This is a genomic window from Methylobacterium sp. 4-46 (genome assembly GCF_000019365.1).
In the GTDB taxonomy this organism is placed as follows: Bacteria; Pseudomonadota; Alphaproteobacteria; order Rhizobiales; family Beijerinckiaceae; genus Methylobacterium.
The window spans coordinates 5,487,782-5,511,244 of sequence record NC_010511.1; the positions used below are offsets into that span (position 1 = coordinate 5,487,782).

General features: G+C 73.5%; 29 protein-coding genes. 13 read left to right on the forward strand and 16 right to left on the reverse strand.

The window, feature by feature from the left end; all coding sequences use genetic code 11:
• Position 1: 1 nt before the first annotated feature.
• On the reverse strand, positions 2-700 hold the full coding sequence (locus tag M446_RS24060) for a fumarylacetoacetate hydrolase family protein (protein WP_012334716.1): 699 nt from the start codon (positions 698-700) through the stop codon (positions 2-4).
• A gap of 165 nt (positions 701-865) precedes the next feature.
• On the opposite strand from M446_RS24060, the gene M446_RS24065 reads away from it, so the two are divergent.
• Entirely contained in the window at positions 866-2,299 is a 1,434-nt protein-coding gene (locus tag M446_RS24065; protein WP_012334717.1) for an FAD-binding oxidoreductase, read from the forward strand.
• Positions 2,300-2,830: 531 nt separating this feature from the next.
• The gene (locus M446_RS24070) at positions 2,831-3,082 is read left to right on the forward strand and encodes a hypothetical protein (RefSeq protein WP_012334718.1); all 252 of its coding nucleotides are present in this window, start codon (positions 2,831-2,833) and stop codon (positions 3,080-3,082) included.
• A gap of 62 nt (positions 3,083-3,144) precedes the next feature.
• Here M446_RS24070 and M446_RS24075 read toward each other — a convergent pair whose 3' ends face one another.
• Positions 3,145-3,492 carry a hypothetical protein gene (locus tag M446_RS24075; protein ID WP_012334719.1) on the reverse strand — a complete coding sequence of 116 codons (348 nt, stop codon included), beginning with the start codon at positions 3,490-3,492 and terminating at the stop codon, positions 3,145-3,147.
• A 253-nt stretch (positions 3,493-3,745) separates the two neighbouring features.
• On the opposite strand from M446_RS24075, the gene M446_RS24080 reads away from it, so the two are divergent.
• A complete protein-coding gene (locus M446_RS24080) occupies positions 3,746-4,549 on the forward strand; it encodes a pentapeptide repeat-containing protein (protein ID WP_012334720.1) in 804 nt (267 codons plus the stop codon).
• A 68-nt stretch (positions 4,550-4,617) separates the two neighbouring features.
• Here the strand turns inward: M446_RS24080 and M446_RS24085 are convergent, their stop codons facing one another.
• The 7 genes from M446_RS24085 to M446_RS24115 form a co-directional block, all read right to left on the reverse strand.
• Positions 4,618-5,226 carry a hypothetical protein gene (locus M446_RS24085; protein ID WP_012334721.1) on the reverse strand — a complete coding sequence of 203 codons (609 nt, stop codon included), beginning with the start codon at positions 5,224-5,226 and terminating at the stop codon, positions 4,618-4,620.
• A 23-nt stretch (positions 5,227-5,249) separates the two neighbouring features.
• A complete protein-coding gene (locus tag M446_RS24090; protein ID WP_012334722.1) occupies positions 5,250-6,122 on the reverse strand; it encodes an ABC transporter permease in 873 nt (290 codons plus the stop codon).
• Positions 6,119-6,880: an ABC transporter ATP-binding protein gene (locus M446_RS24095; protein ID WP_012334723.1), complete on the reverse strand. Its 762-nt coding sequence runs from the start codon at positions 6,878-6,880 to the stop codon at positions 6,119-6,121. Before M446_RS24095 ends, M446_RS24090 begins: the two co-directional genes overlap by 4 nt.
• Positions 6,877-7,140, reverse strand: coding sequence for a hypothetical protein (locus tag M446_RS24100; protein WP_012334724.1), 264 nt, complete (start codon positions 7,138-7,140; stop codon positions 6,877-6,879). The genes M446_RS24095 and M446_RS24100 overlap by 4 nt, the downstream gene beginning before the upstream one ends.
• A gap of 65 nt (positions 7,141-7,205) precedes the next feature.
• Complete coding sequence (locus tag M446_RS24105; RefSeq protein WP_012334725.1) at positions 7,206-7,649, reverse strand: hypothetical protein; 444 nt, start codon at positions 7,647-7,649, stop codon at positions 7,206-7,208.
• Positions 7,650-7,769: 120 nt separating this feature from the next.
• A complete protein-coding gene (locus M446_RS24110) occupies positions 7,770-8,756 on the reverse strand; it encodes a YVTN family beta-propeller repeat protein (RefSeq protein WP_012334726.1) in 987 nt (328 codons plus the stop codon).
• Positions 8,757-8,858: 102 nt separating this feature from the next.
• Positions 8,859-10,130: an ABC transporter substrate-binding protein gene (locus M446_RS24115; protein WP_012334727.1), complete on the reverse strand. Its 1,272-nt coding sequence runs from the start codon at positions 10,128-10,130 to the stop codon at positions 8,859-8,861.
• A 169-nt stretch (positions 10,131-10,299) separates the two neighbouring features.
• Here M446_RS24115 and M446_RS24120 point away from each other — a divergent pair, with 169 nt between their 5' ends.
• The 8 genes from M446_RS24120 (at position 10,300) to M446_RS24155 (ending at position 15,975) form a co-directional block, all read left to right on the forward strand.
• Positions 10,300-10,812, forward strand: a complete 513-nt coding sequence (locus M446_RS24120; protein ID WP_012334728.1) for a DUF3280 domain-containing protein — start codon at positions 10,300-10,302, stop codon at positions 10,810-10,812.
• Positions 10,813-10,815: 3 nt separating this feature from the next.
• Positions 10,816-11,520 carry a (5-formylfuran-3-yl)methyl phosphate synthase gene (locus tag M446_RS24125; protein WP_012334729.1) on the forward strand — a complete coding sequence of 235 codons (705 nt, stop codon included), beginning with the start codon at positions 10,816-10,818 and terminating at the stop codon, positions 11,518-11,520.
• Positions 11,521-11,530: 10 nt separating this feature from the next.
• Entirely contained in the window at positions 11,531-12,103 is a 573-nt protein-coding gene (locus M446_RS24130; RefSeq protein ID WP_012334730.1) for a uridylate kinase, read from the forward strand.
• A 51-nt stretch (positions 12,104-12,154) separates the two neighbouring features.
• Entirely contained in the window at positions 12,155-13,570 is a 1,416-nt protein-coding gene (locus tag M446_RS24135; protein WP_012334731.1) for a DUF6513 domain-containing protein, read from the forward strand.
• A 3-nt stretch (positions 13,571-13,573) separates the two neighbouring features.
• Positions 13,574-14,170 carry a DUF447 domain-containing protein gene (locus M446_RS24140; RefSeq protein ID WP_012334732.1) on the forward strand — a complete coding sequence of 199 codons (597 nt, stop codon included), beginning with the start codon at positions 13,574-13,576 and terminating at the stop codon, positions 14,168-14,170.
• Between the two features lie 13 nt (positions 14,171-14,183).
• Positions 14,184-14,723, forward strand: coding sequence for an SRPBCC family protein (locus M446_RS24145; protein WP_012334733.1), 540 nt, complete (start codon positions 14,184-14,186; stop codon positions 14,721-14,723).
• On the forward strand, positions 14,720-15,655 hold the full coding sequence (locus M446_RS24150) for a YncE family protein (protein ID WP_012334734.1): 936 nt from the start codon (positions 14,720-14,722) through the stop codon (positions 15,653-15,655). Before M446_RS24145 ends, M446_RS24150 begins: the two co-directional genes overlap by 4 nt.
• Before the next feature lie 62 nt (positions 15,656-15,717).
• Positions 15,718-15,975: a hypothetical protein gene (locus M446_RS24155; protein ID WP_012334735.1), complete on the forward strand. Its 258-nt coding sequence runs from the start codon at positions 15,718-15,720 to the stop codon at positions 15,973-15,975.
• Positions 15,976-15,990: 15 nt separating this feature from the next.
• Here the strand turns inward: M446_RS24155 and ssuD are convergent, their stop codons facing one another.
• The 3 genes from ssuD to M446_RS24170 all read right to left on the reverse strand — a co-directional run bounded on the left by ssuD (position 15,991) and on the right by M446_RS24170 (position 18,687).
• A complete protein-coding gene (ssuD, locus tag M446_RS24160) occupies positions 15,991-17,208 on the reverse strand; it encodes an FMNH2-dependent alkanesulfonate monooxygenase (protein WP_012334736.1) in 1,218 nt (405 codons plus the stop codon).
• A 356-nt stretch (positions 17,209-17,564) separates the two neighbouring features.
• Positions 17,565-17,837: a hypothetical protein gene (locus tag M446_RS24165; RefSeq protein WP_012334738.1), complete on the reverse strand. Its 273-nt coding sequence runs from the start codon at positions 17,835-17,837 to the stop codon at positions 17,565-17,567.
• A gap of 346 nt (positions 17,838-18,183) precedes the next feature.
• Positions 18,184-18,687 carry a glutathione peroxidase gene (locus tag M446_RS24170; RefSeq protein WP_210161165.1) on the reverse strand — a complete coding sequence of 168 codons (504 nt, stop codon included), beginning with the start codon at positions 18,685-18,687 and terminating at the stop codon, positions 18,184-18,186.
• A 183-nt stretch (positions 18,688-18,870) separates the two neighbouring features.
• Between M446_RS24170 and M446_RS24175 the strand changes: the two genes are divergently transcribed.
• On the forward strand, positions 18,871-19,143 hold the full coding sequence (locus tag M446_RS24175; RefSeq protein WP_012334740.1) for a hypothetical protein: 273 nt from the start codon (positions 18,871-18,873) through the stop codon (positions 19,141-19,143).
• A 20-nt stretch (positions 19,144-19,163) separates the two neighbouring features.
• On the opposite strand, the gene M446_RS24180 is transcribed toward M446_RS24175, so the two are convergent.
• Complete coding sequence (locus M446_RS24180) at positions 19,164-19,634, reverse strand: DUF1348 family protein (RefSeq protein ID WP_012334741.1); 471 nt, start codon at positions 19,632-19,634, stop codon at positions 19,164-19,166.
• Positions 19,635-19,642: 8 nt separating this feature from the next.
• Complete coding sequence (argC, locus tag M446_RS24185; RefSeq protein ID WP_012334742.1) at positions 19,643-20,590, reverse strand: N-acetyl-gamma-glutamyl-phosphate reductase; 948 nt, start codon at positions 20,588-20,590, stop codon at positions 19,643-19,645.
• Positions 20,591-20,824: 234 nt separating this feature from the next.
• On the opposite strand from argC, the gene M446_RS24190 reads away from it, so the two are divergent.
• Positions 20,825-21,427, forward strand: a complete 603-nt coding sequence (locus M446_RS24190) for a hypothetical protein (RefSeq protein WP_012334743.1) — start codon at positions 20,825-20,827, stop codon at positions 21,425-21,427.
• 246 nt (positions 21,428-21,673) lie between these two features.
• Here M446_RS24190 and M446_RS24195 read toward each other — a convergent pair whose 3' ends face one another.
• A complete protein-coding gene (locus M446_RS24195; RefSeq protein ID WP_012334744.1) occupies positions 21,674-23,113 on the reverse strand; it encodes a caspase family protein in 1,440 nt (479 codons plus the stop codon).
• 197 nt (positions 23,114-23,310) lie between these two features.
• Entirely contained in the window at positions 23,311-23,436 is a 126-nt protein-coding gene (locus tag M446_RS39120; protein WP_018260989.1) for a hypothetical protein, read from the reverse strand.
• Between the last annotated feature and the right edge of the window lie 27 nt (positions 23,437-23,463).

Below are 23,463 nucleotides of genomic sequence, written 5' to 3' on the forward strand. Positions count from 1 at the left end.
CTCAGACCACCTTGAGGCGGATGGCGCCGACGCCCGCGATGCGGGCCTCCATGGTCTGGCCGCGCAGGACCGGACCGACCCCCTCCGGCGTGCCGGCGAAGATCACGTCGCCGGGCTCCAGGGCGAAGTAGGCGGACAGGTAGGCGATCTGCTCGGGCACCGACCAGATCATGTCGGAGAGGTCGCCCGACTGGCGCAGCGCGCCGTCGACGGTGAGCGTGATCGCGCCGCGCGCCGGATGCCCGATCGCGGAGGCCGGGCGCAGCAGACCGACCGGCCCCGAAGCGTCGGCGGCCTTGCCGAGCTCCCAGGGCCGGCGCAGGCTCTTGGCCTCGTCCTGGAGGTCCCGGCGCGTCATGTCGAGGCCGACCGCGTAGCCGTAGACGTGGTCGAGGGCCGATTCGACCGGGATGTCGCGCCCGCCGCGGCCGAGGGCCACCACGAGCTCCACCTCGAAATGGTAGTTGGCAGTCTTGGGCGGGTAGGGATGCTCGACGGTCTCGCCGTCCGGGACGACCTGCAGCGCGTCGGCCGGTTTCATGAAGAAGAAGGGCGGCTCGCGGGTCGGGTCGGCGCCCATCTCGCGGGCATGGGCGGCGTAGTTGCGGCCGACGCAGTAGACGCGCCGCACCGGGAAGAGGTCGTCCGTCCCCTCGATGGGAAGGGCCGTGCGCGGGGGATTGGGGATGACGGAGAGCATGAGCCTCGATCTCGGAGAAGCCGGGCCAACGACTTGGCAAGCCCGGGCCACTTGGCAAGCCCGGGCCACTTGGGAGGCCCGGGCCACTTGGGAGGCCCGGGCCGACACGCTATCTAGAGGCCGCCCCCGCGGGACGCCATCCTGGCGCCTCACCCTCTGACCGCGATGCCCCACTCCCCCCACGCCGACCTCCTCGACGCCCTGCGCGGACGCCTCGGCGCCGCCCAGGTGATCACGGACGCCGATGCGATCGCCCCGCACCTCGCGGAAACCCGCGGCCTCTATCGGGGCGCGGCGCTCGCCGTGGTGCGACCGGCCGACACCGAGGCGGTCGCCTTCGCGGTGCGGGCCTGCGCCGCCGCCCGGGTGCCAGTGGTGGCGCAGGGGGGCAATACCGGCCTCGTGGGCGGCGGCGTGCCGGAGGGCGGGATCGTGATCTCGCTCGCCCGCCTCGACCGCATCCGGGAGATCGACCGGGAGAACGCCACGCTCACGGCCGAGGCGGGCTGCATCCTCGCCCAGGTCCAGGCGGCGGCCGAGGCGGAGGGCCTGCTGTTCCCGCTCTCCCTCGCCTCGGAGGGCTCCTGCCGGATCGGCGGCAACCTCTCCACTAATGCGGGCGGCACGGCGGTGCTCGCCTACGGCAACGCACGCGACCTCGTGCTCGGGCTCGAAGTCGTGCTGGCGGACGGGCGCGTCTGGAACGGGCTCACGGCCCTGCGCAAGGACAATGCCGGCTACGACCTCAAGCACCTCTTCGTCGGCTCGGAGGGCACGCTCGGCATCATCACGGCCGCGGTGCTGAAACTCTCGCCGCGGCCGGCCTCCACGGCGACGGCCTTCGTGGGGCTGGCCTCGGCCCGCGCGGCGCTGGCCCTGCTCACGCAGCTGCGCCAACGGGCGGGCGGGCGCCTCACCGCCTTCGAGTACGTCCCGCGCTTCGGCCTGGAGATCGTGCTGCGGCACGCCCCCGGCGCGGTGCGGCCGCTCGGCGGCGACCACGAGGCCTACGCGCTCGTCGAGCTCTCCTCCGCGGCGCCCGACGCGGACGCGGCGCTGGAGGCGCTGCTCGCCGCGGCGCTGGAGGAGGGACTCGCCGAGGACGCGGCCCTGGCCCGCAGCACGGCGCAGGGCCGGGCCCTGTGGCACCTGCGCGAGAGCCTGTCCGAGGTCCAGCGGCGGGAGGGGGCCTCGATCAAGCACGACGTCTCGGTGCCGGTCTCGCGCGTCCCGGACTTCCTCGAACGGGCGAGCGCGGCCTGCGAGGCGGAACTGCCCGGCGTGCGGGTCTGCGCCTTCGGCCATCTCGGCGACGGCAACATCCACTTCAACCTGACGCAGCCGGTCGGCATGGCGGCGCCGGACTTCCTGGCCCTGTGGCCCCGCTTCAACCGGATCGTGCACGATCTCGTGCATGCCATGCGCGGTTCGATCGCGGCGGAGCACGGAGTCGGCCGGCTCAAGCGCGACGAACTCCTGCGCTACAAGGACCCGGTCGCCCTCGACCTGATGCGGCGCCTGAAGGCCGCCCTCGACCCGGACGGCATCCTCAATCCCGGCAAGGTCGTGCCCGTTCCGGAGGCAGCCCCGGAGCCCTGAGCGGCCGCGCTCCTCTCCCGGCCGATCCGCCGCACTGCCCGTTCCTCAGGCAGATCCGCCGCGGCCGAGCGTTGCGCGCCGCGCCTCGCGGCGGGCTCCCGCTGCACCCCGAAAGATTTTCCGCGCCCAACATTCAGATTTTCTGAGATGCGGTGAAGTGTAGCGGGCGCGGGCGGCGCCGGCTGCCTCGCGGCGGCACCCGCCGATCATCCGCCGCCCCCGGATCCCAGGGGCAGGCAGACCGCCGAGGCGAGATTCACCGCGAAGGACCGACGTCGCGGGCCCGAGACTGCCTCCGCGGCGCCTCATCCCGGCCCATCGGCCGATTGCCCGGGCCCGCCCCCTCCGCGCCGGCGCCGCGCTGGCCGCCCGCGCGCGGCCGCCGTTGCTGCGGTGCAGCATAAGGTCGCAAAGGAATTCCGTTAGCCGGGAATGGCACATTCCTCGCCTCACCACCGTTCAGTACGGCGGGCTTTCGTCCGGCCCGGGAGCCGCCGGTTGCGTGACCGCGGATTGGCCGGTGGAGGTGGTATGGCCGATTTTCTGACGGTGGCGCTGATCTGCGCCAAGACGCTCGCAGGACCGGATTGCTCGCGCGACACGGCACTCGACGTGGTGATCGCGCCCGCGCCCTCGCCCGTCGCCTGCATGATGCAGGGCGAGACGCTGGCCGCGCGCAGCAACCTCGTCGACCGCGACACCAACTATCTGAAGGTGTCCTGCGAGCGGCGCCGGACGGCCTCACTGGCGCCGACCGACTCCGTGGCGTCGCGGGCACCCTAGGATCCGGATCGGGCCGGACTCCAAGTCATCCGCCACTCATCCGACGCGGGCGTCTCCGCGGATCAGGGCAGCGCCCCGATCAGCGTCTTCGCCTGAGTCATCGTGTCCTCACAGGCATCGGCCTGGCCGGCCTTGTCCTGCTCGCGCGCCTTCGCGATCAGGGCACGGGCCTGCGCGATCTTCTGCGGATCGGGCTTGACGCCGGGATCGCTCGGCTGACCGCCGGGCGGCGTCGGAAGTGCACGGGGCGAACCGGTCTGCGTGCCGGTGCTTCCCGTGACGGAGGCCGCGCCCGCGCTGTCGAGTCGCCGCTCGATGGTGGCGATCTGCTCGGCACAGGACGTCGCGAAGGCCGGCGCGGTGCCGGACAGCGCGACGAGGACGCTCGTCACGGCGATGGTCATGCGCATGGGTGGGGTCTCCTGTCAAGGCGATTGCCGGTCGGCCTTTTCGGCAGATTCGGCGCGAGGACTTCACCAACCCCCGAGCGGGGCACAGGGTTCGCAGTTCGAGCAAAGGGTTAGCCGGGGCCACGGCGTCTCCCCGCAGCGGTCACAAGGGCGTGAGAATGCGGGCGCGGGGACGGGCGAGCCTTGTCGTGGATGCAGGTCCCGGCCCAGATGCGCGGCGGGCCGGCGAGAGCCCGCATCCGGGAGGACGCGCATGCGCATGCGGCACCCCATCGTCGCGGTCGCCGCGGCCGCGCTGACGGCAGCCCTGCTCCGGCCCGCGGCGGCCCAGGACATGATGCGGCACGTCGATCTCACCTCTCCCGACATGGCGCAGCCCGAGACCAGCCGCGAGGCCGTAGAGGCCATGATCGCGGCGTCGGGCGGGCGGCCCCTCGACCTCTCGGGCCGGCGGCTCTCGGGACTCGACCTGTCCGGCCTCGACCTGCGCGGGGCCAACCTGCGCCTCGCCCGGCTGAACCGGACCAAGCTGCGGGGCAGCGACCTCTCCGGGGCCGTGCTCGATCAGGCCTGGGCGCTGGAGGCGGATCTCTCCGGTGCGCGGCTCGCCGGCGCGAGCCTGTTCGCCCTGCAGGGCCGCGGGGCGATCCTTTCGGGAGCCGACCTGTCGGGGGCGCGGATCGTCGGCGACCTCACCGGGGCCGACCTCACGGGCGCGCGCCTGCGCGGGGTGCGCGGCGGCGCCGACATGCGCAACCAGTCGATGGGGCTGATCCGGGCCGTGCTGGTCTCGGCCAAGCTCGACCGCGCGGACCTCGCGGGGGCCGACCTGTCTCGGGGCAAGCTCGACTTCGCGAGCCTGACCGGGGCCGAGCTGTCGAAGGCCGACCTGACGGGGGCCGACCTCTCCGGGGCGGATCTCACCGGCGCGCGGATCGCCGGCGCCACCCTGACCGGGGCCGACGTCACCGGGGCGAAGCTCGTGCGCCTCGACGGCGCGCAGGCGGCGCGCGGCCTCGACCATCTCGTGAACGGCGACCGGGCGGTCCGGGACTGAGAGGACCGGGCGCGGGACCGAGAGCGGACCGAGAGGGGACCCTTGGAGCCCCGGCGGGCGAGCCGGCCTCAGAGCTTCGCCTGGATCTTGCGGGCGATCTCGCCCAGCCGCTGCTCCAGCAGCGTGGGCACCTCGCAGACGTAGGTCAGCGACTGGCTGCGCTCCTGGAAGATCCGCTTGTCCCAGTTGAAGCGGGTCTCCAGCTCGCTGAGCTCCTTCGTCTCCTTGACGTCCGGCGAGGTCTTGATCTCGCTGATCTGGCCGGCCTCGTCGCGGATGCGCTCGGCCATGACCCGCTGGCCGCGGGCGTAGCGGCCGATGCCGGCCACCACCTTGCCGCGCTCGCCGTTGATGACGTCGAACACGCCGGCGAAGACGCGGGTCAGGCGCTCGGCCTTGTCCGGCCCGGCCTTCTCGACGAACTCGGCCAGGAGGGGATCGACCTCGTCGAGGGGCGTCTTGCGCGAGGCGAGCTTCTGGGCGAGCTGCGCCGCCTCGCGGTCGCGGCCCCAATCCTGCAGGGCCTGGGTCGGGTCGGGCCCGGTCCAGACCGCGCCGAAGCCGAGGGTCGGCACCTTGCGCTGCGGGCAGGGCCATTCGGGATCGGGCTTCGGCTGCGCGAGGGCGGCGGCGGACCAGGCGGCGGCGAGGGCGGCGAGGGCGAGGGTGCGGAGCATCGTCACGAGGGATCCCGTCCGTGTCAGGCGGCGTCGCCCGCCGGGCCGCCGCGCCGGGCGAGGAGGCCGCGGCCGGGGTCGTAGGCGATCACCGCGAGGATGAAGAAGAGGAGGCCGGTGCCGAGCACCACCGCGCAGGCGACCGGCTCGAAGGCGCCGTAGAGGGCGAAGCGCACCAGTTCCACCGCGTGGGTGAAGGGGTTGGCCTCGCAGATCCAGTATAGCGTCGCGCTCGACTCGTTCACCCGCCAGAGCGGGTAGAGGGCCGAGGAGGCGAAGAACATCGGGAAGATCACGAAGTTCATCACGCTGGCGAAGTTCTCGAGCTGGCGCACCAGCGAGGAGAGGAAGAGCCCGATCGCGCCGAGCATCAGCCCCGAGGCCACGAAGGCCGGCAGCGCCGCGAGGTAGCCGGTCCAGGGGATGTCGGTCTCCCAGAAGGCCGCGACGGCGAGGAAGACGTAGGCCTGGATGATCGAGACCGCCACGCCCGCCGCGAGCTTGGCGAAGAGCAGGCTCCAGCGCGGATACGGGCTGGTGAGCAGCACCCGCATCGAGCCGACCTCGCGGTCGTAGACCATCGACAGCGAGGATTGCATGCCGTTGAAGAGCTGAATCATCGCCGCGAGGCCCGGCACCACGTAGACCTCGTAGAGCACGTAGGTCTGGTAGGGCGGCGTGATCGACAGGCCGAGCGTGTTGCGGAACCCCGCCGCGAAGATGAAGAGCCAGACCAGCGGGCGCACCAGGGCCGAGAAGAACCGCTCCTTCTGGTTGAAGAAGCGCAGCAACTCCCGGCGCGTGATGCCCAGGAAGCAGATCAGGTAACCGGTCGCGTCGAGGCGGCCGCGGGACGCCGCCTTGTCGGGCGCCGGGAGGGCGGGAGCGGAACTCATGCGACCTGCCTCCGGCCGGGCTCCGCCACGATCTGGCGGAAGGAGGTTTCGAGGGAGCCGGAGGGCTCGCTGAGCGCGCCCGCGAGCCCGCGGGCGACGATCCGGCCCCGGTGCAGGACCACCACCCGGTCCTGCGGCTCGACCTCGTCGAAGATGTGGGTGGCCCAGAGCACCGAGAGCCCCTCCTCCCGCACCAGCGCCCGCACGATGGCGACGATGTCGGAGCGGGCCTCCAGGTCGAGGCCGACGGTGGGCTCGTCGAGGAGCAGGAGGTCGGGGGCGTGGATCAGGGCGCGGGCGATCTCGATGCGCCGCGACTGGCCGCCCGAGAGGGTGCGGATCTTGTCGTCGCGCCGGTCGATCAGGCCGACGCGGGCGAGCAGGGCGGCGATGCGCGCCTCGGCGGCCCGGCGGGCGATGCCGTGGAGCGCCGCGTGGTAGAGCAGGTTCTGGCGGACGGTGAGGTCGGTGTCGAGGGTGCGGGCCTGGAACACGACGCCGAGCCGCGCCAGGGCCCGCGAGGGCTCCCGGCGCAGGTCGTGCCCGAAGATCGCCACCGCCCCCTCCTGGTTGGTGTAGAGCCGGGTGACCACCGAGAACAGGGTGGTCTTGCCGGCGCCGTTGGGGCCGAGCAGGGCGACGAACTGCCCCCTCGGCACCTGCAGGGAGACGTCGTCGAGGGCCGCGCGGCTGCCGAAGCGGTGACTGACGCGCTCGACGGCGAGCGCCGGCGCCGGCTCGGGCGAGGCGGCGCTCATCGGCCGAGGGCCTTGCCGGCGTCCCGAACCGCGTCCATGCACTCGTCGAACTCGCCCTCGCCCAGCTCGCGCTCGGCCGTGCGCAGGGCCTTCCTGAGGCTGCGCTGGAGCGGCTCGGCCGGCGACTTGGCCAGTTCGGCCTTGATCATCGCGATGCCGTCGCGGCAGGAGGCCGCGTCGTCGGCCCTCGCCGGCGCGGCCGCGAGGCCGCCCGCGAGGCCGCCCGCGAGGCCGGCGATCAGACACAGGGTGGCGCGCATGGGGATCCGGTTTCCTCCTCGGTCGGGGGATGATGTAGGTCGCCGCGGCGCGGGGCGGAACGCCCTCACTTCACGATGAAGCGCCCGGTCATGCCGCGGCTCTCCAGCCCCTGCACGAACCACGGGAACTCGCCGGCCCGCACCGCCACGAACTCGACCTCCATCGTGCCCTGGTCGTCGAATTCGAGGTGGTGCGGCGGGCCGGCCATGTGGACCTCGAGATGGTTCACGATGATCTGATTCATCCAGACGCCGCGGAAGAAGTCGGGCGCGAAGAACTTGTATTCCTTCTGACCCTTGGCGGTGATGCGGAGCCGGTAGGACTTGCCGGCCTCCATCTCGATATCCTTGGCGGAGACCGCGTAGTCGTTGCCCTGGTCGTCGCCGAGCACGAGGTCGGGCAAGTCGGTGCGGCCCTTGGCGAGGTCGCGGGCGGTGGCCGCGAGAGTGGCCGCGAGAGTGGCCGCCAGTGCGGCAAAGAGGGCGGCCTTGCGGAGGAGCGCGTGCATGAGCCTGTCCTGGTGGGGAAGCGGGGCGGCCTCAGCAGAGCGGCGCGGGGCAACTCTGCCGACCTCTTGTTCCTGCATCATCGCCGCCGCCGAACCGGCGACCGCTCCGGCGCGTGATGCTCAGCGGGGCGAGACTGCCACCCCCCAGGGCAGCAGCCCGACCGGGATGCTCTTCACCACCTTCAGGCTCTCGACGTCGATCACCGAGACGTCGTTCGAGGTGCCGTTGGTGGTGAAGAGCTGCTTCTGGTCCGGCGTGAAGGCGAGCTGCCAGACGCGCTGGCCCACCGGCAGGTACTTCTCGACCTCGAAGGTCCTGGCGTCGATCACGGCGACGCGGTTCGCCGGGCCCAGGGCCACGAAGGCGCGGCTGCCGTCCCGGGTCAGCCGCACGCCGACCGGCTGGATCTGCTCGTCGGTGACGCCCGGGATCTTGAACGAGATCTTCCTGACCACCTTGCGCGCCTCCGCGTCGATCACCGCGACGGTGCCGCCGACCTCGGCCGAGACCCAGAGCCACTTCCCGTCGGCCGAGAACTCGGCGAAGCGGGGCCGGGCGTCGACCAGCACGTTGTCGATCACCTGGTGCGTCCGGGTGTCGATGAAGTGGGCCATGTTGGTGGTCTCGGAGGTGTTCACCAGGATGGTGCCGTCCGGGCTCAGGCCCATCCCCTCCGGCTCCACGCCCACCGGGATCTCGGCGACGATCCGGTTCTTCTCGACGTCGAGCACCGTGACCTGGCTGTCATCCTCGTTGGCGACGTAGAGGGGGTTCCCGTCCGGCGCCAGGATGAACAGTTCCGGGTCCGGCCCCGAGCGCAGGGACTTGGTGATCTTGCCGGTGGCGGTGTCGACCACGTCGATGCGGTCGTCGTCGCTGGCGCAGACGTAGAGCTCCTTGCCGTCGCGGCTGATCGTGACGCCGCGCGGGCGCCGCCCCACCGGCCAGGTCGCCGTCACCTGCAGGGTCGCCGAGTCGATGACGCTGACCGAGTTGCCCTTCTCGTTCGTCACGTAGACCGTGTAGGCCCGCGCCGGCGGCGCGGCCGCGAGGCCGAGCCCCAACGCCGCGAGGGCGAGCGCGTCCCTGATCCGGTGGCGGCGCATGTCGGTTCCTCTCCGGGTGTCCGTCGTCTTGCCCCTATGGGCTTCGTCTTGCCCCTGCGGGCCGTCGGCCCCGCTATGCCGCGGGAAGGCGCGGGCCGCGCCTCACGATTTCGCCAGCTTGCACGGCGTCTCGGGCAGGTCGAAGCCGAGCGTGTCGAGGGGCGTGCGCTGGTGCAGGTAGCCCTGCTCGGGCGCCACCGCCACCAGGAAGCTCGGCTGGACCAGCAGGATCGGCTGGCGCAGCTGCCTGTCCCAGGGCCGGAAGCTCAGCGACACGCCCTTGTAGGCCGGCAGCGCGAAGGCGGGATCGGCGAGGAGCCCGGCGATCGCGGCCGGATCCGCGCTCTTGGTCTGCAGGGCCGCCTCGCCGACCGCGCGGATCGCGGTCCAGAACTGGTAGTCGAGGGGCCGCATCAGGCGCCCGGTCAGGCGGCGGAAGCGGTTCTGGGCCTGGGCCGCCCCCCAGACCTCGAGCGTCGGGTGCCAGGTCGTCGGGAAGAGCCCCTGCGTGCCCACCACGGGGCGCGGGTCGACGGTGTGGAAGGGCACGTAATCGCCGAAATCCCCCGCCTCGTCCGCCACCACGGCCACGTCGTAGTCGAGGCCGCGGGTGAAGACGAGGGCCTCCGCCCGGGTCGGCGTGTCGCCCCGCGCCTTGGCGAGGGGCCCGAAGGTCCAGGGCTTCTCGGCGGTGATCTGGAGCCCGAACTTCTTCGCCGAGCGCCGCATCGCCTCGGCCCAGAGCCGGTCCCCCTCCTGCGGCCCGACGATCAGGAAGAGCTTGCGCCAGCGCATGAAGGCCAGGAACTGCACCAGCGCGTCCGTCTGCATCGCCCGGCTCGGCGCGACGTGGAACACGTTGGCCCGGCAATCGGCCCCGCGCAGGCGGTCGTCGGGCGCGGCGGCGTTGAAGAGCGTCACGCCCGTGTCCTTCAGCGCGTCCGCCACCGCCAGCACCTCCGGCCCGGCGAGGGCGAGCACGATGAAGCGGATGCCCCGGCCGGCGAGGTCGCGGGCGGCCGCGACCGGATCCCGCGGGGGCGGACCGCCGGGCGCCGGGGCGGCGAGCGCCTCCTCCTCCAGGGCGTAGAACTGCTTGACGAAGCGGCCGGTGGCGTTGTTGTCGCGCACCGCCATGCGGGCGCCCGCCACGCCCTCGTCCTCGGGGGCGGCCTGCGCGTCGTAGGAGGAGGGCGCCGCCGGCGGCCGGTAGATCAGGCCGATGCGGATCTCGGCCGCGCCCGGGGGCGCCACCTCGGGCGCCGCCGCCGGGGGAGCCTTCTGGGCGAGGGCCGGCAGCGGCCCCGCGGCCGCGGCGAGCGCCGCGGCGAGGAGGCCGGTCCGGATCAGGGGGAGGCCGGGGAAGCACGCCATGCGGGCGGCACGCTAACCAGAATTCTCCCGTGCGCTCAACGCTTTATCGATAAGGGAAATCTAAGACGGGGATGGCGCGCGGTCGCACCCGAAAGTCCAAGCCGCCGCCGGCACGGGGCCGCCCCCCGCCGCGTTGCGCCGGCCGCCCCCGCCGTGGCATCGTCCGGCGATGCGTGCGGCCCGCCTCCTCCCATTCCTCGCCGCCCTGCTGCTGCCGGGCGCCGCGCTCGCCGCGCCGCGGAGTGCGGCGGTGTTCGGCATCGAACTCCTCGACCCGGGCGTGGTGGGCGGGCGCCCGCCGCGCCCCGAGGAGGCCCGCCGCCTCGCGCTGATCACCGACGCGCTGCGCCGGGCGGTGGCGGAGCAGGAGACGGTGCAGGCGGTCGACCTCGCGCCGAAGGCCGAGGAGATCCGCAAGGACGCGCCGCTCTACAAGTGCGAGGGCTGCGCCGAGCGCATCGCCAGGGAGGCCGGCGCCGGCCTCGCCATCTACGGCTACGTCCAGCGCAACACCAACCAGATCATGAACCTCAGCGTCACCATCTCGGACAGCGAGAGCGGCAAGGTGCTGCGCGGCGGCCAGGTGGTGATCCGCGGGGACACGGACGAGACCTGGCTTCACGGCCTGCGCTGGCTGGTGAAGAACCGCCTCTTCGCCGACCCCCTGCCCGACCGGTCCTGACCCTTGCCCGATTCCCCCTCCCTCCCGGCCCGCCCGCGGGTGCGGCTCCTGGTCAGCGTGCGCGACGCGGCCGAGGCGGCCCTCGCCCGCGCGCGGGGCGCCGACCTCGTCGATGCCAAGGACCCCGACCGCGGCGCCCTCGGCGGCCTGCCCGCCGCGACCGTGCGGGCGATCGTCGCCGCTTCCCCCGGCGGATTGACCAGCGCCGTGGCGGGCGAGCCCCGCGACGCGGCCGAGGCCGCCCGGATGCTGGCGGAGCTCCGCGGAACCGGGGTGGATTACCTCAAGATCGCGCGGCCGGCCGCGTGCCGCGGCCTCGCGCTGCCGCGGGGCGCGCCGGTGATCGCGGTGCTCTTCGCCGAGGACCCGATCGGGGCCGGCGATCCGGCGGCCCTCGCGCGAGCGGGGTTCCGCGGCGCCATGATCGACACGCGCGGCAAGGACGGGCGGCGCCTGACCGACCACCTCCCCCTGCCCCGCCTCGCCGCCTTCCTGGCGGAATGCCGGCGGCACGGGCTGCTCTCGGGGCTCGCCGGCTCGCTCGCCCTCGACGACGTTCCGGCGCTCGCCTCCCTCGGGCCGGATTACCTCGGCTTCCGCGGCGGGCTCTGCGGCGGCGGCGACCGGCGCGGCGCCCTCGACCCCGCCCGCATCGCGGAGGCCGCGCGACGCCTCGCCGCGGCTGCGGCCCGCCCCGCGGCGGCGTAAGGACGGCGCCATGACGCGCCCCCTCAGCGTGGTGAAGCTCGGCGGCAGCCTCGTGGCCGATGGCCCGCGCCTGCGCGGGCTGCTGCGCGGCCTCGCCGAGGGCGCCGAGGGCGCGGCCGTGATCGTGCCGGGCGGCGGCGGCCTCGCCGAGGCAGTGCGCGAGGCCCAGGCGGCCCTCGGCTTCGACGACGGCCTCGCCCACCGCCTCGCCCTCGACGCGATGGGCGGCATGGCGCGGATCCTCCAGGCCCTCGAACCGCGCCTCGCGGTGTCGCGCGACCCCGCGGCCGCGCTCGCGCGGGGCCTCGTGCCGGTCTGGGACCCGGCCGCGCTCAAGGCCGGGCACCCGGCCATCCCGGAGAGCTGGGACGTGACCTCCGACAGCCTCGCGCTCTTCCTGGCGGCCGAACTCGGGGCGGCGCGCTGCATCCTGGTGAAATCGGCGCGGGCCGAGGATCCGGTCGCGGCGGGGCTCGTCGACGCGGCCTTCCCCCGCTTCGCCCGGCGCTTCCGGGGCGAGATCCGGCTGCGCGGCCCGGGCGGCGAGCGGGTCTGGCGCGCGCCCGCGCCGGCGGAGGCCTGAGATGGCGCGCGCCCTCCCGCGCGGGTGCCGCCGCCCAGGTCCGGGCCGGCCATGACCGAGCACCTCGTCTTCGTCACCGGGCGCCTCGCCAAGCCGCGGCTCGAATCGGTCGTCGCGGCGCTCCCGCGCGAGCGCTTCACCGGCACCATCGCGGATGCGGGCGTGAAGGTCGCCGCGCTGATGACCGAGGAGATCATCCGCCGCCGCGTCACGCTGCCGGAGGGGGCCGACCGCGTCATCCTGCCGGGGCGCTGCCGGGCCGACCTCGCCGCGCTCTCCGCCCATTTCGGGGTGCCGGTCGAGCGCGGGCCCGACGAGATCGTCGACCTGCCGGCCCATCTCGGCCTCGCCGGCCGCAAGGTCGACCTGTCGCGGCACGACCTCACCATCTTCTCGGAGATCGTCGACGCCTCCCGCATGACGCCGGACGAGATCCTCGTCCGCGCCCGGGACCTCGCCCGCCGGGGCGCCGACGTGATCGACCTCGGCGGCCTGCCGGACACGCCCTTCCCGCACCTGGAGGAGGCGGTGCGGCTGCTGAAGGGGGCGGGCCTGCGGGTCAGCGTCGATTCCTTCGACCGCGAGGAACTCGCCCGGGGCGCGCGGGCGGGCGCCGATTTCCTGCTGAGCCTCAACGAGGACAGCCTCGACCTCGCCTTCGAGACCGACGCCGTGCCGGTGCTGGTGCCGGTGCGGCCCGACGACCTCGAGTCCCTCGACCGCGCGATCGCGCGGATGCGGGCGGCGGGAAAGCCCTTCCTGGCCGACCCGATCCTGGAGCCGATCCATTTCGGCTTCGCCGCCTCGATCGTGCGCTACCACGAGACCCGCCGCCGCCATCCCGACATCGAGATGATGATGGGGACCGGCAACCTGACCGAACTGACCGAGGCGGACAGCGTCGGGGTGACGGCGCTCCTGGTCGGCCTGTGCTCGGAACTGGCGATCCGCAACGTGCTGATCGTGCAGGTCTCGAACCACACCCGACGCACGGTCGAGGAGCACGACGCCGCCCGGCGGGTGATGTACGCGGCCCGCGCCGACGGGGCGCTGCCGAAGGGCTACGGCCGCCAGCTCCTCGGACTCCACGACAAGCGCCCCTACACGCAGACGCCCGAGGAGATCGCGGCGCTGGCCGCCGAGGTGCGCGACCCGAACTACCGCGTCGCGGTCGCGCAGGACGGGGTCCATGTCTACAACCGGGCGATCCACAAGGTCGGCACCGACGCCATGGCGTTCTTCCCCGACCTCGACGTGGCGACCGACGGCGGCCACGCCTTCTATCTCGGCGGGGAATTGACCAAAGCCGAACTCGCCTGGCGGCTCGGCAAGCGCTACGTGCAGGACGAGCCCCTGGACTGGGGCTGCGCGGCGGATGCGGCGGCGGAGGACACCACCGCGTTCAAGGAGGTCGGCCACACCCTGCACGGGCGCCGGCCGGCCCGCGCGCCCGACGGGACGGAGTGAGCGGTGCCGCTGATCCTGGAGACCATCGTCACGACCCAGGCGGCGGACCGCCTGCACCTCGTGCCGTTCGGGCTGATCCAGGAGGGCGACGGTTTCGTGCTCGCCCCGTTCCGGCCCTCGCCGACGATCACGAACCTGGAGGCGAACCCGACCTTCGCGGCCGCCGCCCCCGCCGACATGCGGGTGATCGCCGGCTGCGTCACCGGGCGGCGCGACTGGGCCACCCTGCCCTGCGCGCGCATCCCGGGCCGCCGCCTCGCCGAGGCCTACGGCCACCGGGAATTCGAGGTGGTCGCGGTCGAGGACGATCCGGTGCGCCCGCGCTTCCGCGCCCGCATCGTGCACGAGGAGGCCCACCGCCCCTTCACCGGCTACAACCGGGCCCAGGCGGCGGTGCTGGAGGCGGCGATCCTCTCGACGCGCCTCGACCGCCTGCCGCCCGAGAAAGTGCTCTCGGAGATGCGATACCTCTTCATCGCGGTCTCCAAGACGGCCGGCCCCGCCGAGCGCGAGGCCTGGACCTGGATCGAGGAGAAGGTCGCCGCCGCGCTCGGCCTCGGGGCGGCGGACCGGCTCCTCGCCGACGACACCGATCCGTGAGAGGAGTTCACCCATGAAGCTGTTGATCGGGAGCGCCGTCGCGGCGCTCGTCGCGCTGTCGCCCCTCGCCGCCGAGGCGCACGGCCCGACCCGCAAGAAGGTCGAGGAGAAGATCACCATCGACGCGCCGCCCGCCAAGGTCTGGGCCGTGGTCGGCAACTTCCAGGACATGAGCTGGCTGCCCCCGGTCGAGAAGACCGAGGGCAAGGGCGGCAACGAGGTCAAGGCCACCCGCACCCTCACGCTCAAGGGCGGCGCCACCGTCGAGGAAGAGCTCTACAAGTACAACGCCGAGCAGATGAGCCTGTCGTACCGGATCAACAAGGTCGACGTGAAGGTTCTGCCGGTCAATAACTACTCCTCGACGATCAAGGTCGAGCCCGCCGAGGGCGGCAAGTCGAGCGTGAGCTGGGACGGTGCGTTCTACCGCGGCTTCATGAACAACGACCCGCCGCCCGAGCTGAGCGACGAGGCGGCCGTGAAGGCGGTGAGCGACCTCTACAAGGCCGGGCTTCAGGGCCTGAAGGCGAAGGTCGAGAAGAGCGGTTCGTGAGGGCCCTGCTCGCGGGGCTCCTCCTCGGCGCCGGCCTGCTCGCCCCGGCGGGCGCCGAGGAGGCGGTGGTCACGGCCCAGAACGCGAACGCGGTCGACATCGTCGACCTCGCGGCCGGCCGGGTCGCGGCGACGCTGCCGGTGCCGGGCGCGCCGGCCGGCGTGGCGCTCTCGCCGGACCGGGCGCGGGCCTACGTGACCGCGCCGGAGGGCAAGGCGCTGGTGGTGATCGACCTCGCGGCCCGGCGCGTCGCCGGCACGGTCGCCCTCGGGGGCGGGCCCCTCGGCGTCGGGGTCAACCCGGCGAGCGGGGAGGTCTACGTGGCCGACTGGTACGCCAAGCGGCTCTGGGCGGTCGATCCCGGCACGCTCGCGGTCACCGGCGAGATCGCGGTGGGCACCTCGCCGTCCGGCATCGCGGCGACCCGGGACGGGCGCCTGATCCTGGTCACCGACCGGGACGACGACGCGGTCTCGGTGGTGGACGCCGCGACCCGCCGGCGGGTCGCGGTGGTGAAGGTGGGCACGCGGCCCTTCGGCGTGACCCTCGACCCGGACGGGCAGCGGGCCTACACGGCCAATGTCGGCTCGAACGACGTCTCGGTGATCGACCTGGCGGCGCGGCGGGAGATCGCCCGGGTCCCGGTCGGCGAGCGGCCCTACGCGGTCGCGCTGACCGGCGGCCGCGCCTTCGTGACCGACCAGTACGGCGGGACGGTCAGCACCTTCGACCTCGCCGGGCTCACGCCCGGCCCGCGGATCGAGGTCGGCGAGTATCCCGAGGGCATCGCGGCGAGCCGCGACGGGCGGCGGGTCTACGTCGCGAACTGGGAATCGAACACCGTCAGCGTGATCGACACCGACAGCCTGCGGGTGACCGGGCAGGTGAGGACCTCGGACGGGCCGCGGGCCTTCGGGGACTTCTTGCGCTGACCCCGTCCCGGGCCGATCCTGCGGCGGCGTCCCGGGCGGGAGGCAGGGCAGGGAGGCAGGGCATGAGCGACGATTACGCGTGGCGGAGGATTGGCCGGCCGGTCTTCATGGAGCCGCCCTTCGACGGGGAGCCGGTGGGCCTGCAGCTGCGCAGCGGCGCGGTGGTCGAGGGACGGCTCGCCGAGCCGGAGGTCGTGGTGACGGAGGACGAGGCCTTCTCCCGCCGCGCCATGGCGTGGCGGCGCCGCGACGGCGGGCCCCTGCCGGAGGACGACCCGCCGGTCTGCTGGCGGCCCCTGGATGCGGCGCCCGAGGGCTGAGCCGCGACGCGGCCCTCAACGCGCCCCGACGCGCCGCGCCTCGGCGACGCTCCGCGTCGCCCCGATGCCCGGCGCCGCCCCGGCGCCCGGCGTCGGCACAATGTCGTTGGCGATCACCTCGCCGAAGGGCCCGTCGTTGCGGGCCCGCCGCGGCGCGGTCCCGGTCGTGTCGCGCAGGGGGAGTTTCGGGAAGACGAGTTCGGCGAAGCGGTAGGCCTCCTCCAGGTGCGGGTAGCCCGAGAGGATGAAGCGGTCGATGCCGAGGTCGATGTACTCCTTCATGCGGTCGGCGACCTGGTCGGCCGAGCCCACCAGGGCGGTGCCGGCGCCCCCGCGCACCAGCCCCACCCCGGCCCACAGGTTCGGCGCGACGACGAGGTTGCGGCGGTCGCCCCGGTGCAGCGCCATCATGCGGCTCTGCCCGACGGAATCCTGGCGCTTCAGGGTCTCCTGCGCCCGCGCGATGGTGGCGTCGTCGAGGCGCGAGATCAGGGATTCGGCGGCCTCCCAGGCCGCGCCCTCGGTCTCGCGCACGATCACGTGCAGCCGGATCCCGAACGAGAAGGTCTTCCCCTTGGCGGCGGCGGCGGCGCGCGCCCGGGCGATCTTCTCGGCCACCTGGGCGGGGGGCTCGCCCCAGGTCAGGTAGACCTCGCAATGCTCGGCCGCGACCGCGATGCCGGCCTCCGACGAGCCGCCGAAATAGAGCGGCGGCGAGGGCTGCTGCACCGGCCCGAAGATCAGCCGCCCCTCCTCGGTGCGCAGGTGCCGGCCCGCGTAGGTGACGGTCTCGCCCGCCATCAGGCGGCGCCAGATGTGCAGGAACTCGTCCGTGACCGCGTAGCGCGCGTCGTGGTCGAGGAAGACGCCGTCGCCGCGCAGCTCCACCGGGTCGCCGCCCGTCACCACGTTGATGAGCAGGCGGCCCTCGGAGATCCGGTCGAGGGTCGCGGCCATGCGCGCCGCCGCCGACGGCTCCTGCAGGCCCGGCCGCACCGCCACGAGGAAGCGCAGCCGGCGCGTCAGCGGCGCCAGCGCCGAGGCGACGATCCAGGAATCCTCGCAGGACCGCCCGGTCGGCAGCAGGACCCCGAAATAGCCGAGGTCGTCCGCCGCCTGCGCAATCTGGCGCAGATAGGCGAGGGAGACGTGCCGGGCGCCCTCGCTCGCGCCGAGGTAGCGGCCGTCGCCGTGGGTCGGGAGGAACCAGAGGACGTCGGTCTGTGCGCTCATCGCTGTCCTTCCTGACGACGCGCGCCGCCTGCCGCAGATCCCGGGCGGCAGACTCGCGGTCGGGTGGAGTTCAGGAACGAGAGATTACAGCCCGAATTACCTCGGTCAATTTCGCATTTTTCGAGATTTCGGAAGATATCTTCCTCGTCAGCGGTGAGGCGGGGAAAATTCTTGTTGCGGGTGAGTCGACAGGCAAGAACGAGGCACGGCCGCCCCGCGCGGGGCGGCCGTGCCGGTCAGGTCGTCACAGGCCGGCCAGGGCGTCCAGGGAGCCGCGCGCCGTCATGGCGAGCGCGGCGACGAGCACGCCGATCATGCCGTAAGAGAAGGCTCTCAGAAGCATCGCGGGGCCCGGATCAGCACCGCGGCCCGCCGGAGACCTGGCCGTACTGCTTCACCGGCCGGTTCTGCTGCCGCGCGTTGCCCTCGGCCGCGGGATTGTCGCAGCGGTCGAAGAGCGGCCCGTCATGCGCGCCGAGGGGCGCCCAGCCGCCGATCGAGCCCGTCGTGCCGACGTCGCGCGGGTGGGAGGGCTGGAACGGCGCCCCCGGGCCGAAGGCCATGGCGGACGGGACCGGCGCGAGGCCGAGAACGAGGGCGGACACGGCGGCGGCGATACGGGTCTTCATCTCAGTCTCACTCTCCTTGTTCCTCGGCGAGATCTTCCGTAGATCTCGCCTCGTTCGACACTCCCGATATAGGATGTTGCAGCGCAACGCGGCGTGCGATCGCGCACATGGAGGCAGGGATTAAAAGTCGATGCGACCAGGAAAGTGCGTCCTGATCTGAGACATGGAATGTATTGACCGGGATGTTTCGCCGCACGGCGGATTGATCCCCAGCGTCAGAGCGTCCGCAAGGCAGGGAGCAAGCGCGACCGATGCGGCCACCGATACAGGACAGCGCTTCAGGACAGCGCGCCGCGTCGCCCCGCGCCGCCAGGTCGGGGTCGAGCGCGACCGGGGGACGGTCGCGTCAGGCCGGGACCGGCTCCGGCTCGGCCAGGGCCGCCGCGATGGCGGCCTCCAGGGCGGCGGGGCGGGCGAGGGGCGGGTAGCGGCCGATGACCCGGCCGTCGCGGCCGACCAGGAACTTGGTGAAGTTCCACTTGATCGCCCGGGTCCCGAGCAGGCCCGGCCGCGCCCGCTTGAGGAAGTCGAAGAGGGGGTCGACCCCGGGCCCGTTCACCTCGACCTTCGCGAGGACCGGGAAGGTCACGTCGTAGGTGAGGCGGCAGAAGCGCGCGATCTCGTCGGCGTCGCCGGGCTCCTGCGCGCCGAACTGGTTGCAGGGCACGCCGAGCACCACCAGCCCCTCGGGCCCGTACCGGCGCCAGAGCGCCTCCAGCCCCTCGTATTGCGGGGTGAAGCCGCATTTCGACGCCGTGTTGACGATGAGGAGCACCTTGCCGCGGTGCTGGGCGAGGGGATGCGGGGTCCCGTCGGCGCCGCGCGGCGCGAAGTCGTGAATGGTCGTCATGCGCCCGAACATGGCAGGGAGCGCGGCCGACGCAAGGCGGGGCCCGCGCGGGCGGAGGCTCGCACGAGCGGAGGCTCGCGCGAGCGGAGGCTCGCGCGGGGGAGAGCTTGGACGGCGGCGCGGCGGCGCCCTAGCTTCGCCTCGGCCGAGTCCGCCGGGACCCCGTTACCGAGACCACGTTTCATGTCAGCGATCCACGAAGCCCTGAGCGCCCTCGACGCGAGCCGCGCCGCCACCCAGGTCCGGCTGGCGCGCACGGTGGCGACCTGGAACCTGGACATCGTCTGCCTGCTGCGCTCGGCCCAGGCGCTCGGGCGGTCGGAGCAGGCGCTGCGCGAGGTCCCGCCGGCGCTCGCGCAGAGCCGGCGGCGGCGCGCCGCCTCGTCCCGGGCCGAGTGGCCCGCCTCGCTGATCGCCGAACTGCCCGAGTTCCCGGCGCCCGTCACCTCCGGCTGATCGGCCGGACGGCGCGGGCCTCAGAGGCCGAGATCGCCGAGACCGGGATGATCCTCCGGCCGGGGTCCGAGCGGCCAGTGGAACTTGCGGTCCTGCTCGCGCAGCGGCACGTCGTTGATCGAGGCCTCGCGCCGCCGCATCAGGCCGTTCGCGTCGAACTCCCACTGCTCGTTGCCGTGGGAGCGGAACCAGTGGCCCGAATCGTCGTGCCACTCGTAGGCGAAGCGCACGGCGATGCGGTTCTCGTGGAAGGCCCAGACCTCCTTGATCAGCCGGTAATCGAGCTCGCGTGCCCATTTCCGGGTCAGGAACTCGACGATGGCCTCCCGCCCGGAGAAGAACTCCGCGCGGTTGCGCCAGCGGCTGTCGGGCGTGTAGGCGAGCGAGACCCGCACCGGGTCCCGGTGGTTCCAGGCATCCTCCGCGGCGCGGGCCTTGCGGGAAGCGGTCTCCGCCGTGAAGGGCGGCAGGGGCGGGCGGCTCTCCGACATCGCCCGCCTCAGGCGAGATCCAGCATCAGGCGCAGGTTCTGCACCGCGGCGCCGGACGCGCCCTTGCCGAGATTGTCGAGCCGCGCGACCAGCACCGCCTGGCCGTGCGCGTCCGAGCCGAACACGCGCAGCTCCAGACCGTCGGTGCCGTTGAGCGCCTCCGGCTCCAGCCGCTCGCGATGCGCCCCCTCCTCCGCGCCGGTGACCACCCGCACCAGCTCCTCGCCCGCGTAGCGCGCCGCCAGGGCCTGTTCGAGGTCGCCCGGGTGCGGCCGGCCCGGCAGCGCGTCGAGGTGGAGCGGGATCGACACCAGCATGCCCTGCCGGAAATTGCCGACCGAGGGCACGAAGATCGGGCGCCGGGTCAGGCGGCTGTAGGCCTGCGTCTCGGGCAGGTGCTTGTGGGCGAAGCCGAGGCCGTACAATTCGAAGGCCGGGGCGGTGCCGTCCTCGTAGGCCCCGATCATCTTGCGGCCGCCGCCGCTGTAGCCGCTCACCGCGTTGATGCTGATCGGGTGATCGGCCGGGATCAGCCCCGCATCGACGAGGGGGCGCAGGAGCGCGATCGCCCCGGTCGGGTAGCAGCCCGGATTGGCGACGCGCCGGGAGGCCCGCAGGGCCGCGCGCTGCTCGGGCGCGAGTTCGGCGAAGCCGTAGGTCCAGCCGGGGGCGACCCGGTGCGCGGTGCTGGCGTCCAGGATGCGCGGGCCGCCGCCCGGCAACGCGTCCGCCATCGCCACCGTCTCCTTGGCGGCGTCGTCGGGCAGGCACAGGACCACGAGGTCGACCTCGGCGAGGAGGGCGCGCTTGGCGTCCGGGTCCTTGCGCTGCGCGGGCGGGAGCGAGCGCAGAGTGATCTCGTGCGAGGGCTCCAGGCGCTCGCGGATGCCCAGGCCGGTCGTGCCGGCCTCGCCGTCAATGAAGACGCTGGGGCGGTTCGTGGCTGTGCGGCTCATGGCAGGCTCCGCGCGGCGTCGCGATCGGACGCCGGGACGCGATGTGGGATGGGGTCAGGAGCCCGCCAAGTCAACGGGGCGCGTATCAACGGGGCGCGCGTCAACGGGGGGCGTGACGTCGACCCGTCGACGGGGCGCGACGCCGCGCCGTTCCGCCCCCTCCCCCGCCGGGGAGGAACCGGGCGGGCCGAGGCCCGGTTGCCGTGTCCAAGACGATTGCACGCGAGGCAGATCATGGCCGGCACGGCGAAGCGAACGGATCCCAAGCTGTGGGAGCGGGTGAAGGCGAAGGTCACGCGCTCGAACAAGGGCGGCAAGCCCGGGCAATGGTCGGCGCGCAAGGCGCAGGCCGCCGTCCACGACTACAAGGAGGCGGGCGGCGGCTACGTGGGCGCGAAATCTCCCGACAACCACCTGACCCAGTGGACCGAGGAGGAGTGGGGCACGCGCTCGGGCGCCAAGAGCGGCGAGACCGGGGAGCGGTACCTGCCGAAGGCGGCCCGGGCGCGCCTCAGCCGGGGCGAGTACGCCCGCACCTCCGCCAAGAAGCGGGCCGACACCGCCAAGGGCAAGCAGCATTCGCGCCAGCCCGCCGACATCGCCGCCAAGACAGCCTCGGGGCGCAAGACAGCCGCGGCGCGCAAGGCAGCCGCGGCGCGCAAGACGGCCTCGGCCCGCAAGACGGCCTCGGCCCGCGAGACCGCGTCGGCGAAGCGCGATTCGGGCAAGGGCACGACCAAGGCCGCCCTGCTGCGGGCCGCCCGCGCCCGCAACATCCCGGGCCGGTCGCGGATGTCGAAGGACGAATTGGAGCGGGCCCTCGGAGCGCGGGGGTGAGGCGACGCCCGCCGCGCGGCGGCCGCGGCCCGGGCGTCATCCGACATCCGGTTGATGGCTTCGCCATCTCCCATTTCGGCCATGCGGATGTCGGCTTCGCTCAGGCGCCGCGCGGGCTCGTGATCCGGTTGATGGCTTCGCCATCTCCGATTTCGGCCATGCGGATGTCGGCTTCGCTCAGGCGCCGCGCTCAGGCGCCGCGCAGGCGCGTGATCCGGGATCCGCGTCGATCAAGCGGATCCCGGATCACTCCTCGCCCACGCTCTCGCGCAGGCGCTGCAGCTGCGGGCGCAGCTCCTGGCAGCTGAGGTCGCGCGCGAAGCGGTCGATCGCCGGCACGTCGCGGCTGTTGCGCAGCTGGGCGAGGATCTGGGCCTCGCGCTCGCAGGCGCCCGGGGTCGCCCGCGCCGTGCTCGTCGTCAGCGGCTCGCCGGGGATCGGCGGGATCGGGTCGGGCAGAACGGAAGGCGGTGCGGGCGGACGCACCGCCTCGATCAGCCGGGCGAGCTGCGGGCGCAGCGCCTCGCAGGTGAATTCGCGCTCGAAGCGCAGCACTGCCTCCGGCGCGCGGGTCGCGCGCAGGCGGGCGAGGGTCTGGGCCTCGCGCTGGCAGGCCCCGTTGTGCTCGGCGCCGGGCGGGGAAGCGGCGGGGCCGGGCGCGACGGCGGCGGTCGCCGGGTCGGTGCCGACCGGCCGCGTCTGCGGGAGCGGCCGGCGGGCTGGCTCGCCGGCCGGCGGCGCGGCCGGGCTGCCCGTGAGCTTGGCCACCTGGGCGCGGGCCAGATCCGCGTAGAAGCCGGCCGGATGCGCGGCCAGGAAGGAGGACCACGCCTCCCGCGTGCCGACGCGCTCGGCGAATTCGTAGTCGCGCCGCATCTCCTTGGGGTCGCCCTCCGGGTCGGCGGCCCTGACGTCCGGCACCAGCGCCATGGTGGCGCCCCCGAGGGAGCCGTAGACGAAGGGCTCCTGCTTGCCGCCGGTGAGGCGCAGAACCTCGTCGCGGACCCGCCCGAAGGCGACCCGCACGTCGAGGCCCGGCGCCGCGAGGTGCTTGAGCATCGCCGTCGTGAAGGGGCTGTGGTCGCCGCCGCCGTCGTCGGCGACCGACCCGGCCTTGGCCGCGAAGGCCACGAGGGTGTCGCTGATCAGCGGGTCCACCTTGGCGAGGCCGTTCGCCACGCCCCGGATGCTCACCATCCGCTGCATGCCGACGTTGAACGGGTTGTTGCGGCAGGCATCCAGGATGACGAGGCGCAGGCGCCGCGCCGGCTCGATCGCGCGGATCACCCGCTCCAGCGACAAACCCTCGTCCTCGACGTCGAAATCGGTCCGCAGGCGGGCATCGGTCGGGATCAGGTAGTTGACCCCCGCGACCTCGATGCCGTGGCCGGCGAAGAACACCACCGCAACGTCCGCGTCGCGGCTAGTCTGCATGAATTCCCGCACGGTGCGTTTCAGCTCGACCGTGCCGAGATCCTGCCTCAGGTCGACCGACTCGAAGCCCGCCCGGCGCAGCATCTCCGCCATGGCCGAGGCGTCGCGGCCCGGATTGGCGAGCACCGGCACGGAGCGGTAGGCGGAGTTCCCGATCACCAGGGCGACGCGCCGGTCGGCCGCCGAGGCCCCCGTCCCGGTCAGGAGGCATGCCGCCAGGATCAGGAGCGGTCCCAGTCTCCACCGCAACATCCTCGCCTCCTCGCGGCGCTCCCGCGCGACGCGCTCCCCCGCTTCTCCGGGACGGGCCCGGCCCGATGGACGGTTCCCCGCCCCGATACCGCGACCCAGCATGCGCCGGTTGCGGCCATGAACGCAATCAACTGTGACGTGCTCAAGCCCGCTCCGGCCGGCGGCGGGCGCTCAAGCCCGCCCCGGGCGGCGGGCGCTCAAGCCCGCCGCCGGCCGGGATGCGGGATGATCCGCGCCGGGGCCGGCTGCGGCTCGACCGGCTTGTCGGGAAACCACATCTTCACCGTCGTCCCCGTGCGGGGGTCCAGGATGGTGAGGGTCATGGACGCCTCCTCTGTCGCTGATGCGGA